The 14,555-nt window shown below is 56.6% G+C and carries 14 protein-coding genes and 1 pseudogene; all 15 read right to left on the reverse strand.

The window, feature by feature from the left end; translation table 11 throughout:
- Window positions 1-6: 6 nt before the first annotated feature.
- Window positions 7-1,020 carry a sel1 repeat family protein gene (locus tag ACI2KK_RS16610; RefSeq protein ID WP_404669695.1) on the reverse strand — a complete coding sequence of 338 codons (1,014 nt, stop codon included), beginning with the start codon at window positions 1,018-1,020 and terminating at the stop codon, window positions 7-9.
- A gap of 53 nt (window positions 1,021-1,073) precedes the next feature.
- On the reverse strand, window positions 1,074-3,116 hold the full coding sequence (gene tssI / locus ACI2KK_RS16615; protein ID WP_404669696.1) for a type VI secretion system tip protein TssI/VgrG: 2,043 nt from the start codon (window positions 3,114-3,116) through the stop codon (window positions 1,074-1,076).
- A 356-nt stretch (window positions 3,117-3,472) separates the two neighbouring features.
- Window positions 3,473-4,318 carry a PoNe immunity protein domain-containing protein gene (locus ACI2KK_RS16620; RefSeq protein ID WP_404669697.1) on the reverse strand — a complete coding sequence of 282 codons (846 nt, stop codon included), beginning with the start codon at window positions 4,316-4,318 and terminating at the stop codon, window positions 3,473-3,475.
- Window positions 4,315-5,268 carry a hypothetical protein gene (locus ACI2KK_RS16625; protein WP_404669698.1) on the reverse strand — a complete coding sequence of 318 codons (954 nt, stop codon included), beginning with the start codon at window positions 5,266-5,268 and terminating at the stop codon, window positions 4,315-4,317. The genes ACI2KK_RS16620 and ACI2KK_RS16625 overlap by 4 nt, the downstream gene beginning before the upstream one ends.
- 98 nt (window positions 5,269-5,366) lie before the next feature.
- Window positions 5,367-6,170 carry a PoNe immunity protein domain-containing protein gene (locus ACI2KK_RS16630; RefSeq protein ID WP_404669699.1) on the reverse strand — a complete coding sequence of 268 codons (804 nt, stop codon included), beginning with the start codon at window positions 6,168-6,170 and terminating at the stop codon, window positions 5,367-5,369.
- Window positions 6,167-6,970: a PoNe immunity protein domain-containing protein gene (locus tag ACI2KK_RS16635; protein WP_404669700.1), complete on the reverse strand. Its 804-nt coding sequence runs from the start codon at window positions 6,968-6,970 to the stop codon at window positions 6,167-6,169. The genes ACI2KK_RS16630 and ACI2KK_RS16635 overlap by 4 nt, the downstream gene beginning before the upstream one ends.
- A complete protein-coding gene (locus tag ACI2KK_RS16640; RefSeq protein ID WP_404669701.1) occupies window positions 6,967-7,770 on the reverse strand; it encodes a PoNe immunity protein domain-containing protein in 804 nt (267 codons plus the stop codon). Before ACI2KK_RS16640 ends, ACI2KK_RS16635 begins: the two co-directional genes overlap by 4 nt.
- Before the next feature lie 158 nt (window positions 7,771-7,928).
- On the reverse strand, window positions 7,929-8,717 hold the full coding sequence (locus ACI2KK_RS16645) for a PoNe immunity protein domain-containing protein (protein WP_404669702.1): 789 nt from the start codon (window positions 8,715-8,717) through the stop codon (window positions 7,929-7,931).
- 188 nt (window positions 8,718-8,905) lie between these two features.
- The gene (locus ACI2KK_RS16650; protein WP_404669703.1) at window positions 8,906-9,775 is read right to left on the reverse strand and encodes a hypothetical protein; all 870 of its coding nucleotides are present in this window, start codon (window positions 9,773-9,775) and stop codon (window positions 8,906-8,908) included.
- 344 nt (window positions 9,776-10,119) lie between these two features.
- On the reverse strand, window positions 10,120-10,575 hold the full coding sequence (locus ACI2KK_RS16655) for a hypothetical protein (protein ID WP_404669704.1): 456 nt from the start codon (window positions 10,573-10,575) through the stop codon (window positions 10,120-10,122).
- A 149-nt stretch (window positions 10,576-10,724) separates the two neighbouring features.
- Window positions 10,725-11,516: a PoNe immunity protein domain-containing protein gene (locus tag ACI2KK_RS16660; protein WP_404669705.1), complete on the reverse strand. Its 792-nt coding sequence runs from the start codon at window positions 11,514-11,516 to the stop codon at window positions 10,725-10,727.
- 61 nt (window positions 11,517-11,577) lie between these two features.
- Window positions 11,578-12,411, reverse strand: a complete 834-nt coding sequence (locus tag ACI2KK_RS16665) for a PoNe immunity protein domain-containing protein (protein ID WP_404669706.1) — start codon at window positions 12,409-12,411, stop codon at window positions 11,578-11,580.
- Between the two features lie 24 nt (window positions 12,412-12,435).
- The gene (locus ACI2KK_RS16670) at window positions 12,436-13,200 is read right to left on the reverse strand and encodes a PoNe immunity protein domain-containing protein (protein ID WP_404669707.1); all 765 of its coding nucleotides are present in this window, start codon (window positions 13,198-13,200) and stop codon (window positions 12,436-12,438) included.
- A gap of 217 nt (window positions 13,201-13,417) precedes the next feature.
- Complete coding sequence (locus ACI2KK_RS16675; RefSeq protein WP_404669708.1) at window positions 13,418-14,374, reverse strand: PoNe immunity protein domain-containing protein; 957 nt, start codon at window positions 14,372-14,374, stop codon at window positions 13,418-13,420.
- A gap of 30 nt (window positions 14,375-14,404) precedes the next feature.
- Window positions 14,405-14,539: pseudogene (locus ACI2KK_RS16680) on the reverse strand (hypothetical protein); the annotation flags it as partial.
- Window positions 14,540-14,555 lie beyond the last annotated feature (16 nt).

Genomic DNA, 14,555 nt, shown 5'->3' on the forward strand with positions numbered 1-14,555 from the left:
TGCATTTCAGTAGCAATTCACGTTCGACGCTGCGCGCTGGCTGGCGGCCAGCCGGCTCAAAGCCTGCTTGGCGTCGCTGTCCCCCTGGGCTGCTGCCTGGCGATAGCAACCCAGGGCGCGCTGTTGATCTGGCGCCTCGAAGCGCCCGGTCTCCCATGCCGCCCCCAGCGCGGTCAAAGCTTCGCTGCTGCCGCGCTTTGCCGACTGGACCAGCGTGTCTTTTGCCTTGCCTGGCGCCTGGCACGGCTGCCCGGGCACTGTGTCGACATCACCATCGCAATAGAAGGCTGCAAGGGGCAGCCCCGCTTCGGGGTGGCCTCTGAAAGCCGCCAGCAGCAACGCTTCGGTTTTTTCATAGCCAAGGTAAGGTGCCATCTGGGAAAGGCTCAGGGCAGCGGCATCCCAACTCGCATCCGGGTCGCCAGATGCCGCCGCGCACAGGTAGTTCTGCAGCGCCGCTTCATGCAGCTGACTGGTCAGCGGGTAACGCTCTGCAGCCCCGAGCCCGTGAAAAATGCCACCTTTCAGGTAGCAGACCTGCTGCTCGTGGTTTCGACTGGCGGTGGCAGCAGGGACCTTCAGCGTTCGCGGGTCAACTGACCAGTCCTCGACGCCTTCCAGGGTCCAGCAGCCATGACGGCGGAACTGGTAAACCTTCATGTCGCTCAACCCTTGACGCTTGTCCACAACAGTCGCTGTGTCTGCCTGAATGCTCATATCAACCAGCTCCAGTGCAGGCTGCCCCGGGCGGACCAGGGGGTCGCCCAGGCTTCCCGAGCGCAGCGTCGTGCTCACGGGCTCCATCCCCTCCCCTGCGGGCTTGAGGGTCACACTTTGCAAGGTGCTACCCACAAATGCCCGCTGTACACCCGTGTCGCTGGCAAACGCCTGCCAGAACACCTTGAAATCGGCAGACGGGCACGCCGGCTGCCCGGCGAATGCCGGCGCGCCACAAGCGGTCAGCAGCAAGCCGATCACCGCCGCCGCGCCCTTGTTGCTTCTGTTCATCTTGTTGCCCATGGCTGAATCCCAAAACCCGTTGTGATCAGGGCGGCCACCAGGCCGCCGCCGCCTCACTGCGAGAACACAAAAAACTTCTTCGGTTTGTTGTTCAGCTTCGGCGGCTCATTCACCAGTGCCGTCTCCATCACCGCCCCCGCCTTGTCGGTATCCGCCGCGCCCGGCAACACCGGCGGCTTGATCGCAATGCCGCTGCCACTGCCCGGTGAGCCGCCGGCATTGAGCAGAATCTGCGCCCCCACCACCGTCACCCCGCCGGCATCGAGCTTGATGAAGCTGCCGCCGGCATTCACCGTCAGCTCAAGCCCGGCCTCGACCACCACCTTGTCACCGGCCTTGATGTGGATCTCGCTGCCCACGTCCACCAGTTGCGAGGTGCCGATTTTCACGTGCTGGTTGTTACCCACGGTGAGGTGGTCGTCCACCTTGATCTCGGTCTTGCGGTCACCCACCGTGGTGCGGTGTTCTTCGGACTGGAACTTGCTGTAGCTGTTGGCTACCACGAGGTCGTGGCGCTCGTTGCCGACGTGGATCTTCTGGTCGTTCTGGATGTTCTGGTCCCAGTCGCGCTGGGCATGCACGAAGATTTGCTCCTGGCCTTTCTTGTCCTCGATGCGCAGCTCGTTGAAGCCGCCGCCGCCGGGGCTGCTCAGGGTCTTGAAGGTGCTGCGGGTCTTGTGCATCGGCAGCTCGTAAGGCACTGGGTTGACCGCGTGGTACAGGCAGCCGCTGACCAGCGGCTGGTCGGGGTCGCCTTCGAGGAAGGTCACCAGCACCTCCATGCCCACCCGCGGGATGGCCACGCCGCCGTAACGCTCGCCGGCCCAGCTGGACGACACCCGCAGCCAGCAGCTGGTGGTCTCGTCACCCTTGCCCTCACGGTCCCAGAAGAACTGCACCTTCACCCGGCCGTATTCGTCGCAGTAGATCTCCTCGCCCTTGGGGCCGGTGACCACGGCGCTCTGGCTGCCCAGTACCTGGGGTTTCGGGTGTTTGAGCTGGGGGCGGTAGAACACGTCCCATGGCGTTGCGAAGAAGCGGTTGCGGTAGCCCTGGTGGAAGTCGTCCTTGTCGTCGGTGGTGTCGCTGGTCACCGACTCTTCCAGCACCTGTGGCTGCTTGCCTTCGTGGTGCACCTCGGTCAGCAGCCACAGGTCGTTCCACTCCACGCGCGGGTGCTCGGACAGTTCCATGAAGTGCCCACTCACCAGCCGGGTCACGTCGCCGCGGCCTTCGGCCAGGCGATAGTCGGCGCGGTGGCGCTCCAGGGCGCGCTGGCTCAGTTGCTTGCCACGGGCGCGGTCGGTGAAGCCGGCCGGGTAGTCGTAGTCTTCCAGGTCCGGTTCGTCGATGGTCGGCTGGTCGGGCTTGTAGGCGGCCTCCATCAGCAGGCGCGGCTTCTCGAAGTCGTAGTCACGCCGGCTGACGCGGCTGGTACGGGTTTCAAAGCGCACGTTGAAGCGCTTGATCACCGGCTCGTCGGCAACCATGCCGGTGTCCTGCACGTAGGCAGCCGGCTGGCCGAGCTTGGGGAAGAACGTCTGGTCGTCGCCGAACACCAGCAGGTGGCCTTCGCGGCTGTGCTCGAAGTGGTAGTGCATGCCCTCCTCTTCGCACAGGCGCTGGACGAAGTGCAGGTCGCTCTCGTCGTACTGCACGCAGTATTCGCGCACCGGGCACGGGGTGCCGAGGCTGAAGCGGTAGGCATCGCTTTGCAGGCCGTGCTCTTCGAAAATCTTGCCGATGATCTGCGGCGCGGTCAGCTGCTGGAAGATGCGCTGGTTGGTGCGGTGCGCGAGGTAGGCCAGGTGCGGCACCAATACCACGCGGTAGCGGTGCAGGCGCTTGCCCGAGTCACCCTGGGCGACCTGGTACACCTGGGCGTGGATGCCGTTGCCGTCCGGGTCGTAGGCCAGGAACGCCTGCTTGTGCAGCAGGCTTTCGAGGTCGATATCGGGGCGCTCGCTGACCAGCTCCAACTCGAAACGGTACGGCTGGCTGACGGCCTCGCGGCCGGTGAACGACAGCACCTGGAAGTCGACGTCGCAGTCTTCCAGGGTGAGGCTGAAGTGGGTTTCATTGCTGGGGTTGAACATGAGGGCTTCCTGTCCAGAAAGGGTCCGTTTGATTGGCCTGGCCAATACGCATGGGGCCGCCGGCGGGGCCGTGGTGGTGGCCTTGCCGGTTGCCGAGTTCAATCATTCGATGAAATGCCGAGGCTATGGCCCGACAGGGATCGCACCGGGCCCTGGGCGCGGTGGCAACGGTTGATGGTGCTGCTGGCAGTGCGGATTGAGCGGTTCACCCAGCCCTCCTTGGCTGTTTGCTCAGGGCCTGTCGACCGGGCCCTGATGCGATTTTCGACGTTCTGTCCACTGTGGGGCTGCCCGCGGGCAGCTAGACCGACCCTGCATGATAGCAATGAGCTACCCCGATGCTATCGGGGAGAACCTTAGACGGGTGAAATGCGGGCCAGGGTGCGGGCGTGTTCGACCAGGTCCCTGGGGTAGACCATGTGCGTGATGGCGCTGTCGTCGATGCCATACAGGTAGGCGATTGCGCCAGCCTCCAGCGCCCAGTAGCCGAAATAGGCGCCGTCTGTCTCGCTCATGGTCAGGTGGGTGTCGTGCCAGTAGTTCGGGATCGAGGCGAAAGCAAGGTACCAACCGTTACAATAATCATCGAGCAACCGCGAGGCGTCTTTCGCTGACTGCGCATAGACGCTCTCGATCAGCGAGCGGTAGTGCTCATGATAAAACGCCTCAACCTCGACCCTGCCTGGAAGGAGTTTTTTCAACAGGTCCTCATACAAGACATCCTGCCCATGGAAACCCGCCCTGTCCGTCAAGCAGACAAACCGTTGCAGAAGGTCAGGCCGCTGGAGCAAAACACAAAGGCTGACCACCTGCACGAACTCTTGGTACTCGCTTGCGTCCGACACAAGATGCAATGGCGAGATGGCTGCTGATCGCTCCTGACGCGCAAGGTCATGCTGATACTGCTCATAGGCTTCGACCAAGCGCTCCAGATAGGCCGGCAGTGCAGATATCGGCGCCCCCGCCGTGTACTCCAGCATCATCCCCATGAAGGCACACATCTTGATTTCCTGCGACGTTCGACAAGCTCCCTCCTCAGGTGTATTGCCCTCCAGCGGCTCTGCCTGCCAGTACGCTTTTGCGCCCCGGAAGAAAGTACCCAAGCTGCTGTAGTAAGACTCTGTCATGAATACCTGGCGCCTTTTCATACCATCGACTGACGCTGTCGAACCATCGCAGCCAAAAGAATGGGGCGCTGTCATGTCACTCTCCCTGTCACGTACTGCGCGACAACCGGCAAGTCGTCGGGGTCCAGTTCAATTTCCTGCAGCTCGGCGCCAAGGCCCTCAGCAACCCTGTCGAGGGTAACGATGGGGGGGCGTACGAAGGGGCGCGGGTCTTCGCCGTAATAGATCATCGCCTCGCCTTCCGGCACGTTCTCCAGCCGGGCAAACCCTTGCGCGTCCAGCGTGCCGTCCATGACCGAGCCATCGGCGAAAACGATGCGGTACGGCGCATGGGCCACCGGATCCAGGTTGGCGTAATGGAAGTTCAGCTCGAGCCAGGTTGGCGCGCTGCCGTCTGCGGGGCGCTTGGCGACCTGTTTCACATGGATGTTCTGCGGGGTGGGCTTTTCAGTCTGCGCGGGGCGCTGCGAGCCGGATGCCAAGCCGGCGCTGTTGCGCTGCTGGCGCACCCACTGCCCTACCCGCTCCTGCGCCAGGGCGAACAACTGCGGCAGTTGCCCGCCCGCATTACGTAGTACGTTACGCACCGCGGCCTGCAAGCTGGCCGGCAGCACCCCAAAGGCCGCCGAAGCCTGCACCGCCTTGTCAATCAGCGCCAGCTCCGCCGCCAGCGCCTGGGCATCGAACAACCCTTCAAGCAGCGCCTCGGGGCTGGTCTTCAGCCGGCAGCGGCCAAGCGTGTGGCGCAGCACATCGAACAGGTGGGGAGCAAAGCGCCCGGGTTGGCCGTTGACCGCACGCAGCATCTGCTTGCTGGCCTCCCCGGGGCCGGGTATCCAGCCAACCAGCGCGAATGCCAGGTCGATGCCTGCCTCCTGCTGTGCCTGTGCGCCCTCGGCATTGTGCAGGGCGATGCAGGCCTGCACGGTGTCGTCGGCATCGATTGCCTGCTTGAGGCACGGCAACTTGCCCCGGGCGATGCCGGTAGAGATGTGCTCTGCCATCGCCCGGTAATAGCGGTTCATTTCAGCGTCCAATTGCGGGTTTGTCCTTGTGATCGATCAAGTTGCGGGTTTTGCCTGGTGCCGAGTGGCTACTGGACCTGCGCCGGGTGGAAGTGCCCTCATCCGGCACGGCGCTTGGCCCTGGCGTACGCGACCAGATCCTTGGGGTAGACCATGTGGTCGATTGCGCTGTCGTCCAGGTTGTGCAGGTAGGCAACGGCCCCTGCTTCAAAGGCCCAGTAACCCATGTAGCTGCCTTCGTCGCCCTGAATATTCAGGTGCGTATCATGCCAGTAGGTACTGGCCCCTTCGAAGTTGGCATACCAGCACTGACAGTAACGGTCGAGGAAGCTGACGGCTTGCGCGGGCGTTTCGGCATCGATCGCGTCAATCAATGGTGCATACATCGGATGGTACCAGCGCTCCACATCGAAGCGCCCCGGTAGTACCTTCGCCAGTAGTTCTTCATACAGGGCATCCTCACCGATAAAGCCGGCGCGGTCTGTCATCGCCACCAACCTGGCCAGCAAGTCGGCCCTGTGCAGCAAGATGCACAGGCTCACCACCTGCACGAATTCTTCGTAGTGCCCCAGGTGGTAATCAATGCTCAACGGCGAAATATGCTCGAGCCCTTCGGCAACGGCCAGCAGCCGCTGCAGGCTCTCATACCGGGCTATCAACTGCTCCAGCACCGGCTCCATCTCCGACACAGGCTCACCTGCGGTATAACGCAGCACAAGCGCCTTGAAACAAGCCCCCTTGAGCTCGCTTGCCTTCAACGCAGCGCCTTGCCCCGGGTAGTCTTCATCGAGTGTTGCGTCCGCCCAGAAGCGGTCAGCGCCATCATAAAAGGCACGCATGTTTTCGTAGTAGCCACTGGTTACAAACTGCTGACGCCGCTTCACAAGGCCTCCCATGATCATTGCCCGGTGCCAGTGGGTTTCTGGCTACGCGCATATGCAACCAGGTCCCGCGGGTAGACCATGCTGGAAACCTCGCTATCTTCTATCCCGAACAGATAGGCGTAAGCACCTGCCTCGAACGCCCAGTATCCGAAATAGGCGCCATCGTGATCCGTCATCCATGAGTGGGTGTCGAACCAAGGTACATTGGTGTGCTCAAACCCTTCGTACCACGCCTCGCAGTACTCGCTCAAACAACGAGTCGCCGCAACCTGGTCGCCATCCGTTACACAGTCCATTGCCTGAATCAGCATCGAGTAGTGTGGGTGATACCAGCCGTCATCACAGCGCCCACGCTCGACCACCCTTGCAACAATCGATTCATATACAAGGTCGTCGCCTTCATAACCGGCGTTATCGGTCAAGGCCAGGACCCTCAGCAGCAAATCCCTCCTGAAAAGCAGAATGCACAGGCTGACAACCTGAATGAACTCTTCATATTGGCTAAGTTCGTGCTCGATGCTCAACGGCGATATCGACGGTTCCTGCTCGCTGTTGGCGAGCCTTTTCTGATACTCCTCAAGCGCGTCCACATAGCGCACCAGGCTCTCCACCAGGCGCTCGAGCGGCTCACCCGCGGTATATTTCAAGAGCAAAGCGAAAAACAGTTCGTCCTTCACAGTCTGTGCCCGCAAGGTCTCCCCTTGGCCGGGGTAGTCTTCAGCGAGAACCTTGTCCTCCCAATACGCGCGCGACGCGTCCAGTTGTACAACCATGTGCTGGTAATAGGCTTGGGTCAGAAACTGCCGGTTTCGATTCAATTGACTTCCCCTGCCACGCTCGCCTGTGAAATATCGAGAGCACGCGCATACTCAATCAGGTCTCTGGGGTAGACCATATTTTCAACATGAGCGTCATTCACCCCATATAAGTAAGCTATCGCCGCGGCTTCGAATGCCCAATACCCATAGTAACTGCCATCCCCTTCGGTCATGGTGAGATGACTGTCGTGCCATGCACAAGTCTCGAACCCGGAGTACCATTCAGTTACATACTTCTTCAGCCACCCGCTAGACGCCTCCCTTGACTCGGCGTAAACCACCTCGATCAGATCCCTGTAGCCCTCATGATAAAAGCCCGAAACCTCCGCCCGGCCCGGCAAAATCTTTTTCAATAAATCTTCATACAAGACATCCTGCCCAGCAAAGCCAGCCCTGTCAAACAGGGCGACAAACCTCTTTAAAAGATCAACCCTATGCAGCAATATACAAAGACTCACAACCTGTACAAACTCTTCATACTGACAGAGCCAATCCTCGATATTCAGCGGAGCTATATGCTCCTCTTCATGATACCCACCCAAACAAACCTGATATCGCTCATGGCAAACCACCAAACGCTCAAGGCACCCCTCTAAAGATTTTATAGGCACCCCTGCGGTATACCTTATCACCAATCCCATAAAGGCACCCTTCACCTTCTGAAACTCAGTCAACGCAGCGCCATGATTTGGGGAGTCGCCTTCGAGAGGATGTTCATCCCAATACGCTTCTGCCGAGTCCGTAAAACTCAGTATATTGCCGACGTACTCATGCGTTATAAAAGGTTGACGCCTATTCACTTGACATTCTCCAGCCTAAAATTCGGCTTTTCCATGAGTGTGTACACTTGATTGGGTTTATCAATACGCATGCAGCAGTTGGGAAGATCGCTGCCAAGAGCCCCCATGAACGCCAACACACCCCCGGCTGCGCTGGATAAACCAGGGGAGTGCTCTTATCAATTTTTTCTCACAGGAAAGGAACGGGCGTACGCAACCAAATCCTTTGGGTAAACCATGTGATCGATCTTACTATCATCTATGCCATACAGATAAGCAATAGCGGCAGCTTCAATCACCCAGTAACCAAAATACGAACCATCTTCGTCATCCATCCAAAGATGAGTATCATGCCAATAATTAGGAAGCTCCGCAAAAGCGGCATACCATCCAGTGCAATACTCACCTAACAACCTTGAGCGTTCGGAAGCACCGTCCGCATAGATGGATTCAATCAGAGACTCATACACTATATGATAATACTCATTCAACTCGTGACGTGCAGGCAAGACTTTTTTCAACAAATCCTCATACAACATATCATCGCCTGCAAACCCCGCAGCATCCATTAGCGCCACAAAACGAGCCAATAGCTTATTTTCGTGCAACAGAATACAAAAACCCACAACCTGAACGAACTCCTGATATTGAAATACTGCATCCTCAATATTTAGCGGCGCGATATTTGGCACTCCCTCATAGGCAGCGAAATCTTTTTGAAGGTCCTCATACGCTTCAATCAACCGTTCAAGATCCTTTCCCAGCGAGGATATTTCTTCACCGGCCGTATACTTTAGCATCAGCCTCATGAAGAGCGTATGTTTTCTTTCAGATGACGTCCGAAATGCGCTTTCCTCGGGCGTGTCGCCAAAAAGCGGTGAAATCGCCCTTTTTGCCAAAATCTCATCAATTATCGAAAGCATATTTTTATAATAGCCTTCGGTAATGAACTGCTGTCTACGCTTCATTATGCTCTCTCATTTCAGTGTATCCTGCTGACCGTAATTTTTGGCCAGCACCAGCAGGCAGTTGTGCTGGCGCTGCCCGAATCGTCCCCGGGGCCTCGGTTGCTCCGTAGATCGCGTTCCGACCGTGCCAAAGGCGCAGCCCGCGCGGTCAAAAAAGTTGATGTGGTGGCTGCCTGGATGCAGTGATGTCATTTGTGCAAAACCGAGATAGGCGCATCCTCAATTGATCTATCGATCACAATACCTTCCTGCTCGGCTTTATCTTCCAAGGCCTCGCGGCGAGTGCGATAGCTTTCTATCAGTTGGGGGAGCAATGCTTTCCACTCAGCCTTATCCCCAGGCGCGAAGGCTTGCCTCCACACAGACTCTTCAGACTCAACAACCAATGTAAAAAGATAACTAGCCTGCCCCGCCGCATCCTGCTCCGACTGTGAGCGCTGCACCCGGAAAACAATGTAACTTCCATTATTGTAAAAGTACCAATTATAAAGACCACTGACACTCAGCCATTGCTCATCGGACATTTCATACGCCGAATCAAACCACGGATGACTTTTTACCCTTACACCAGAAACCTCATTGTAAACGGGTATCTTGACCGATTGCGCACCCGCAATCCGAGGATCCTTTGGTGAAAGATATCGCCGCCACCCTGCACCTTGGATTTTTCGGATGATGCCATAAGCATAATCCTTAGCCACTTTATGCTGACTGTGACTTGGCACCCCTTGCAGCGTAAGGTCTACCGAATTAAGTTTACCCTCAGCCTCCCGAAGGTCAAAAACCTTTGCAGATACTACGTTGGAAATCTGCAGGTCCGGACCGCCACCCGGAACTAGAACAGTCACGGAAGGGAGATTGGAACTTGCGAAAGGAAATTTAAACTTATGAAGGCAAACACCTATCTCATCGGAGCACTCGCTGGAAAACAACCCAGGATTATCAGCCATCAGCGTGCCAACGCCCGCGCCCACCTTAAATTTTACGTTCCCTGCCATGCCCGCCTCCCCGCACCCCGCCAAGAAATAGACAATCAAAAACAGCGCTGCATATTTCACACTTAGAGCTCCAGTATCTGATACTTGCACTCCGAATACCTACACCTCACGCGGGCAAGTCTTTACTCGCCTTTGGATCCTCTGAAAAAATTTTTCAAACGCTCGCCTCACATCCAACGGCATATAAACCGGCCTGTTGACATACTCATACAGAACTGCAGCCCTACCCAACCTACTTAAAAAGCTGACCGCCGGCAAACGAGTAACCCCTCACTTTTGCCGACAGCACAGTACTGAGTTGAGCCACCTAGGGGGTAGCGAGGCAGCGGTTGCGGCAACCCTGGTGGAAGTCGCCCTCGCCGAGCACTTCGGCCAGAGATTCTCAGCCCCTCCAAACTGCCGCCTCAATTGAATTTCTTCAGATAAAACTTTATGAGCGCGGCATTTTTATAAGCAAAAACTGATGGATCGCCTTCCGAAAACCCGTCCATTCCCTCCGACTCGCCATCTGTTTTTACCAATTGATTTTCCACCAGAAGTCCATTCCCTGTCGGGGCGTAGCTATGAATCTCATAGTATCTACCATGCGTGCCTAGCGCCATAAGACACACCTTTCTCGAAATCAAAACCACAACATTTTTCACTCCCCTAACCGGATAGAAAAACACAGTCTCAACTTCAGGAATCCCACCATCCTCTTTGTAAACTGCAATAACCGATCGCTCATTTTCGCCACTACTCTTTGGCTTATCAAGCACCAACCAAATATCACCTCCTTCTCCCGGAACCACTGAGACCCGGCCATTTTTTACTGCATCAGTTTTAAACGGCCCCTGTATAACTTCACGCTCATCAGGCACCACACCACAATTCGCAGATGCCGCCTCAACACAAAAAGGTTAGCAAACAACAGAACAACACTAAGCACCTTCAACATTTAGCTGCGATCCGAATGCCAAGCCGGCGTTGTTGTGCCAAGGCGAACAATTGCGGAAGTTGCCCGCCCGCATTACGTAGCACGTTGGGCCCTTGCGTACTCGACAAGGTCCTTGGGGTAGACCATGTGGTCGATTGCGCTGTCATCCAGATTGTGCAGGTAAGCAATGGCCCCGGCCTCAAACGCCCAGTAACCCACGTAGCTGCCTTCATCGCCGTCAATTTCCGTGTGGGTATCGTGCCAGTCGGTTGAAGCACCTTCGAATGCTTCGTACCAGCCACTGCAATACGCCTGCAGATGCTGCGCCGCCTCATCGGCTGATCGCGCATCCAGTGCCTGCAGCAACCGCTCATACATCGGGTGGTAGCAACGCGTCACCCTGACGCGATCGGGTAGCAGCTTGGCCAGCAGCCCTTCATACAGCGCATCGTCGCCGGAAAACCCAGCCTGATCGGTAAGCGTCACAAAGCGAGCCAACAAATCCGTGCGATGCAGCAGAATACACAGGCTCATGATCTGCACGCATTCTTCATAGTGCGCCAACAATGCCTTGATACTCAGCGGGGAAACATGACGTACGCCTTCGGAATATTCCAGGCAGCGTTGGTAGGTTTCGCACTGTTCGATCAACCGCTGCAAATGGGGCTCCAACCGGTCTACCGGCTCGCCTGCCGTGTATCGCAACAACAGGCCGCTGAAGGTGGCTAGCCGTATCTCATCGGCCTTGATCGACTCCCCCTGCCCCGCATAGTCCTCATCCAGGGTTTGCGCATTCCAGAACGCTTCCTCTTCATCGAAAAAGCGCACCATGTTTTCATAGTACTCGGCAGTCAAGAACGGCTGACGACGATGCAGTAACTCCACGCTTGCGCCTCACTCACTCCATGGCAAACAGCGCCTTCCTTCAGGAAAGCGCAATTGCGTTTCAATCCTTCGCCGGCAAGGCAGCGCCGCGTTTCTTGCCGCGCGCATACTCAATCAGGTCTCTGGGGTAAACCATGTGGTCCACAGCACTATCGTCAATATCATAAAGGTACGCGATGGCAGCCGCTTCCAGCGCCCAATAGCCGAAGTACGCACCGTCTGTTTCAGTCATGGTCAAATGCGTATCGTGCCAATAATTTGCAACGTCGGCAAAACCGCTGTACCAGCCCCGGCAATACTCGTTCAGCCGCTCGGCAGCGCAGTCAGCGGTTTCTGCGTACACCGCCTCGATCAACCAGCGATAGCACTCGTGGTAGAACTCATCCACTTCATGCCTGCCGGGCAAGCGTTTCTTCAGCAAGTCCTCGTACAGCACATCCTGGCAATAAAACCCGGCGCGGTCTGTCAGCCGGACAAAGCGCGTCAGCAGGTCATCACGGTGCAACAGCACGCAAAAACTGACGACCTGTACGAACTCCTGATATTCGTAAAGCGCATCACGGATATTCAGGGGTGATATATCCGGCTCCCCATGATATTCGGCCAACGCACACTGATACGCCTCGTAAGCCTCGACCAGTGCCTGCAGGTAGCCCCCCAGTACCGAGATGTCTTCTCCCGCCGTGTAGCGAAGCATCAGGTTCTTGAAAGCCGACATCTTGATTCTGGATGCCGTCAACGATGCACCCTGCGCAGCGGTCTCGCACGGCAAAGGCTGTACGGCGAGGCGTGCCTTGATCGAATCATGAAACGCGGCAAGATGGCGGTAATAGCTATCCGTGATGAACGGCTGACGTCTCTGCAAAATACACTTTCCTTGTTGTTGCCAGTTCATTGGCGAGCCTTCCATGATCAGTCGCTACTGTGCGGGCCCATGATGCCTGGCGTACGCCACAAGCTCACGCGGATAAACCATGTGGTCAATCGCACTGTCATCGATGCCATACAAATACGCTACCGCAGCGGCCTCGATGGCCCAATAGCCGTAATAGCTTCCGTCATCATCTTCAATGTCCAGATGACTGTCGTGCCACTTGGCGCCCACTGCGCAGAACCCGTTGTACCAGTTATCGCAATAGCGTTTGAGCAACCGCGAAGCGTCACCCTTGTCGGCGGCATAAATAGCGCGGATCAAGTCGGTATAGCTTTCATGGTACCACTCATCGATGTCTGCACGCCCAGGCATGACCGGTGCCAACAACGACTCATACAAGGTGTCTTGCGCATAAAAGCCTGCCGGGTCGAACAACCCGACCAGACGAGCCAGCAAGTCCGTGCGTTGGAGCAGAATGCACAGTGAGAAAACCTGCATGCATTCTTCAAAATCAGACGGGCAGCTGTCGATATTCAGCGGTGCCACATCGGCAATACCTTCCGATCGCGCAAGATCCGCCTGATAGGTTTCATAACACCCGATCAGGTGCTCCAGCGGGCGCATGAGTACTTCAACCGGCGCGCCAGCGGTATACCTCAACAGCACACCCTCAAAGGCATCCTGTTTGCACTGATAAGACCTCAACGCCTGCGCCTGGCCAGGATGGTCCTCATCAAGTGCCTGGGCGGACCAAAAGGCTTGCGAGCCGTCACATAATTCCAGCATGGCCCTGTAATACTCGTCCGTCATGAACGGCTGCCGCTTATTCAAACCGCCACCTCATCCTGCTAGCGTCGTGCACCCTGCACCGCTGGGCCAAACCAGATCAAGACCAGCACGCGTGCCAGCACTCGCTGCTTGCCTGGTCAAACAATAGCTATGTCTGGATCACTGCTGTTGATCTGGAAACTCCAAGATTTTTTGCGCTGCCTTGGCAACATCCGCTGTGACGCGGCCATCTGCACCACTACTCCTCACCAGACCAATACCAAATAGTTGCCCCCCACGAGGAGCCTTTGAACTCTGGCATGATCTCACCTGCGGTGAAGAAACGACGTGAATTAGATTGGGCCGGGCTAAACCAATAACCCGTACGAAAACAAGGCTGCCCTGCATACACCTTGCCTCCCTCCGTAGCCAAAGGCTCCGGCTTGTGATTTCGTGCATACTCAACCAAATCACGGGGGTAGACCATGTGAACAACATCACTATCATCTATATTATAGAGATACGCTATAGCCGCCGCCTCCAACGCCCAATAGCCAATATATGCGCCATCGGTATCATCCATAGTCAAGTGGGCATCATACCAATGAGCTTGAGCATCATCAAACCCCGCATACCAGCCAGCACAATACCTTTTCAAGGCACCAGAGGCCTCCTCCGCAGAGTGTGCGTAGACCGATTCAATCAACGACGCATAAGCAAAAAAATAAAATTCATCCACCTCAAATCGACCTGGAAGTATTTTCCGAACCAGATCCTCATACAAAACATCCGAGTTCGAGTAACCACCGGCATCGATCATGCCAACAAACCGCTTTAGCAACGTATGTTGGTGCAACAACACACACAAGCTCACGACCCACAAGCACTCTTCGTAGTCGCACAAACTATCATCAAGACTTAACGGCGACACACTTGGCTCACCATGATAAACAGCCAGCGCAACCTGGTGCCGCTCATAATCGACAATCAACTGTTCCAGAGCCGGCACCAACGTAACCACTGGCTTGCCCGCGGTGTACTGAAGCATGATAAATGACAATCGATCTACTATTATATTTCTGGCGCGCAGACAGGCGGCCTGTCCTGGCTCGTCCTCATCAAGCTCTTGTTCGAGCCAAAACGACTCCGCAGAACCATAAAACTCAATCATGGAGTTGTAATATTCTTCCGTTAAAAACTGCTGCCTACGCTCCAATTTTTTCTCCCTTTCTAAACGGTCCTAGAAGAACTGCACCTTCACCCGGCCGTATTCGTCGCAGTAGATCTCCTCGCCCTTGGGGCCGGTGACCACGGCGCTCTGGCTGCCCAGCACCTGGGGTTTGGGACGTTTTAGTGGCGGGCGGTAGAACACATCCCAGGGGGGGTTGAGCCCAATA

The organism is Pseudomonas sp. NPDC089406 (genome assembly GCF_044900265.1).
Classification (GTDB): domain Bacteria; phylum Pseudomonadota; class Gammaproteobacteria; order Pseudomonadales; family Pseudomonadaceae; genus Aquipseudomonas; species Aquipseudomonas fakonensis.

Coding starts and splice junctions, on each gene's coding strand:
- ACI2KK_RS16610 (WP_404669695.1), bottom strand. CDS start 1,020: ATGGGCAACAAGATGAACAGAAGCAACAAGGGCGCGGCGGCGGTGATC.
- tssI (WP_404669696.1), bottom strand. CDS start 3,116: ATGTTCAACCCCAGCAATGAAACCCACTTCAGCCTCACCCTGGAAGAC.
- ACI2KK_RS16620 (WP_404669697.1), bottom strand. CDS start 4,318: ATGACAGCGCCCCATTCTTTTGGCTGCGATGGTTCGACAGCGTCAGTC.
- ACI2KK_RS16625 (WP_404669698.1), bottom strand. CDS start 5,268: ATGAACCGCTATTACCGGGCGATGGCAGAGCACATCTCTACCGGCATC.
- ACI2KK_RS16630 (WP_404669699.1), bottom strand. CDS start 6,170: ATGATCATGGGAGGCCTTGTGAAGCGGCGTCAGCAGTTTGTAACCAGT.
- ACI2KK_RS16645 (WP_404669702.1), bottom strand. CDS start 8,717: ATGAAGCGTAGACAGCAGTTCATTACCGAAGGCTATTATAAAAATATG.
- ACI2KK_RS16665 (WP_404669706.1), bottom strand. CDS start 12,411: ATGAACTGGCAACAACAAGGAAAGTGTATTTTGCAGAGACGTCAGCCG.
- ACI2KK_RS16670 (WP_404669707.1), bottom strand. CDS start 13,200: ATGACGGACGAGTATTACAGGGCCATGCTGGAATTATGTGACGGCTCG.